The organism is Sphingomonas sp. SP5, assembly GCF_058313455.1.
Window position 1 is genome coordinate 1 of record NZ_JBZFLF010000016.1, and the last position, 3,602, is coordinate 3,602.

A 3,602-nucleotide genomic window follows, 5' to 3' on the forward strand; every position below is an offset into this window, starting at 1 on the left:
TGGTTGCGGGGACAGGATTTGAACCTGTGACCTTCAGGTTATGAGCCTGACGAGCTACCGGGCTGCTCCACCCCGCGCCAAATATCCATCGCAGTGGTACTTTGATGGAGTGTCCTGTTGGAGACGGGGGCCCCCGCGGTGTGGCGGGGGGTGTTCGTGTCCGTCGGGACGAGACGTGTATGAATGGGTTCTTACCTGCACATCGCTTCAATGCCTGGCGACGACCTACTCTTCCATCGCTTAGGCGATAGTACCATTGGCGCAGGCGGGTTTCACGGCCGAGTTCGGGATGGGATCGGGTGGGACACCGACGCTATAGCCACCAGGCAATGAAGCGTGTGCAGGGGTACGCAGCAAAGTGGTACTTTGCTGCGGTTGGACCGTGGCGGCCGGTCCGCTCGTATTCGCGGGCGTTCCGGTTACCTTGGTCTGGTTCAAGATCGATGCGTGCACTTTTGACGTACTGTGATTGTATCTGGCGTATCGACGCTTATCATCCACGCCAATCGCTGAGAGCCCAGGGCTGTCATTGATGGTGTGTCCTCTCAAGCGCGAATAGGACAATTAGTATCGGTTAGCTCCATGCGTTACCGCACTTCCACATCCGATCTATCAAGGTCGTGGTCTCCGACCGTCCTATGAAATCTTATCTCGAGGGAGGCTTCCCGCTTAGATGCTTTCAGCGGTTATCCCGTCCGTACATAGCTACCCTGCTGCGCCGTTGGCACGACGACAGGTACACCAGAGGTACGTTCAACCCGGTCCTCTCGTACTAGGGTCAACTCCTCTCAAATTTCGACGCCCACGGCAGATAGGGACCAAACTGTCTCGCGACGTTCTGAACCCAGCTCACGTACCACTTTAATTGGCGAACAGCCAAACCCTTGGGACCTGCTCCAGCCCCAGGATGTGATGAGCCGACATCGAGGTGCCAAACAACCCCGTCGATATGAGCTCTTGGGGGTTATCAGCCTGTTATCCCCGGCGTACCTTTTATCCGTTGAGCGATGGCCCTTCCACGAGGGACCACCGGATCACTATGACCGACTTTCGTCTCTGCTCGACTTGTCAGTCTCGCAGTCAGGCGGGCTTATGCCATTGCACTCTTGCAGCCGGTTTCCAACCGGCCTGAGCCCACCATCGCGCGCCTCCGTTACTCTTTAGGAGGCGACCGCCCCAGTCAAACTACCCGCCACAGAGGGTCCCTGCACCGGCTAACGGTGCGAGGTTAGACATCAGAAAACAACAGGGTGGTATTTCACCTATGGCTCCACGCCGGCTGGCGCCAACGCTTCAAAGCCTCCCACCTATGCTACACAGTTCTTTCCTAATGCCACTCTGAAGCTGCAGTAAAGGTGCACGGGGTCTTTCCGTCTAACCGCGGGTACTCCGCATCTTCACGGAGAATTCAATTTCGCTGAGCATGTCCTGGAGACAGTGGGGAAGTCGTTACGCCATTCGTGCAGGTCGGAACTTACCCGACAAGGAATTTCGCTACCTTAGGACCGTTATAGTTACGGCCGCCGTTTACCTGGGCTTCATTTCAGAGCTTGCACCCCTCCACTTAACCTTCAGGCACCGGGCAGGCGTCAGGCCCTATACGTCGTCTTGAAGCCGACTTAGCAGAGCCCTGTGTTTTTGCTAAACAGTCGCTACCCCCTGGCCTGTGCCCCCAGCAAGAGCTTGCGCCTATGCTGGGCCTCCTTCTTCCGAAGGTACGGAGGCAATTTGCCGAGTTCCTTCAGGACACTTCTCTCAAGCGCCTTGGTATACTCTACCAGACCACCTGTGTCGGTTTCGGGTACGGTCTATACGGTGGGGCTATTTCCTGGAACAGTTTCGAAGCACGCTCAATCCGATAAGAGCGTACAACACACACCATCCGTCACACACCACCAGGCCCACGAATATTAACGTGGTTCCCATCGACTACCCCCTTCGGGCTCGTCTTAGGGGCCGGCTCACCCTGCGCGGATTAGCCTTGCGCAGGAACCCTTGGTCTTTCGGCGAGAGGGCATCTCACCCTCTTTATCGCTACTCATGTCTGCATTCGCACTTCCGATACCTCCACGACCCATTACCAGATCGCTTCACAGGCTTACGGAACGCTCCGCTACCGCGTGATCGTAAGATCACACCCTAAGCTTCGGTGCGTGTCTTGAGCCCCGTTACATCTTCGCCGCAGAAACCCTTGTTTAGACCAGTGAGCTGTTACGCTTTCTTTAAAGGATGGCTGCTTCTAAGCCAACCTCCTGGTTGTTTTGGGATTTCCACATGCTTTCCCACTTAGACACGACTTGGGGACCTTAGCTGTAGGTCAGGGCTGTTTCCCTTTTGACGACGGACCTTAGCACCCGCCGTCTGTCTCCCGAGTATCACTCCTAGGTATTCGGAGTTTGGTTAGAGTTGGTAGATCTCGCGACCCCCGCATCCATCCAGTGCTCTACCCCCTAGGGTGTCCGCTCGAGGCACTACCTCAATAGTTTTCGCGGAGAACCAGCTATTTCCCGGCTTGATTGGCCTTTCACCCCTAAACACAACTCATCCGGTAACTTTTCAACGTTAATCGGTTCGGACCTCCAGTGCGTGTTACCGCACCTTCATCCTGGTCATGCCTAGATCGCCGGGTTTCGGGTCTAATACATCAAACTACATCGCCCTATTCAGACTCGCTTTCGCTGCGCCTACACCTAACGGCTTAAGCTTGCTTGATACATTAAGTCACAGACCCATTATGCAAGAGGTACGCAGTCAGCCCTCAAGAGGCCTCCTACTGCTTGTAGGCAATCCGTTTCAGGTACTGTTTCACTCCCCTCATCGGGGTGCTTTTCACCTTTCCCTCACGGTACTAGTTCGCTATCGGTCACATACGAGTATTTAGGCTTGGAGGGTGGTCCCCCCATGTTCAGACAGAATTACACGTGTTCCGCCCTACTCGAGTCCTATCACATCACTTTCGCATACGGGGCTGTCACCCGCTATGGCGCTACTTTCCAGAAGCTTCTGCTAGTTGAATGATAGGCACTGGCCTGGTCCGCGTTCGCTCGCCACTACTAACGGAATCTCGGTTGATGTCTTTTCCTCCAGCTACTGAGATGTTTCAGTTCACCGGGTTCGCTTCTCGAAACCTATGTATTCAGTCTCAAGATACCTGTTCCCAATTAACCCTATCAGAGCCGAACGGCGACACGCGTGAAGCGTGCCGCCAAGCGGCTCAGCTAGGATTAATCGGATAGGTGGGTTTCCCCATTCGGAAATCTGCGGGTCAAAGGTTGCTCACACCTCACCGCAGCTTATCGCAGCGTGCCACGTCCTTCATCGCCTGTATGTGCCAAGGCATCCACGAATTGCCCTTACCTCACGCTTGAGAGTCCACACCACCAACGACAACGCTGGGCATTCCGGAGAACACCAACTCGGCAGAGCAGCGTGCGTCAGATAACTGATGTGGATGTTAATCATCTCAGCCAGATATTAAGTGATTGAAGCCGGTGTGGAGACGCTCATCCGTGCCAGCCTTGCGGCCGACCCAGATGGTCGTTTGTCCAAACCAACACCATCACGGCATCGATTTTAAGAACCCATTCACAATGTCAAAGAGG

1 tRNA gene and 2 rRNA genes are annotated in these 3,602 nt (G+C 54.9%); all 3 read right to left on the reverse strand.

The features are described 5' to 3' along the window. The 3 genes from AC4GY7_RS18040 to AC4GY7_RS18050 all read right to left on the reverse strand — a co-directional run bounded on the left by AC4GY7_RS18040 (position 1) and on the right by AC4GY7_RS18050 (position 3,367). Positions 1-77 (reverse strand) — tRNA-Met (locus AC4GY7_RS18040). A 135-nt stretch (positions 78-212) separates the two neighbouring features. Then, positions 213-327 (reverse strand): 5S ribosomal RNA (rrf, locus tag AC4GY7_RS18045). Positions 328-544: 217 nt separating this feature from the next. Next, positions 545-3,367: ribosomal RNA gene (locus AC4GY7_RS18050) — 23S ribosomal RNA — on the reverse strand. Positions 3,368-3,602: the final 235 nt, after the last annotated feature.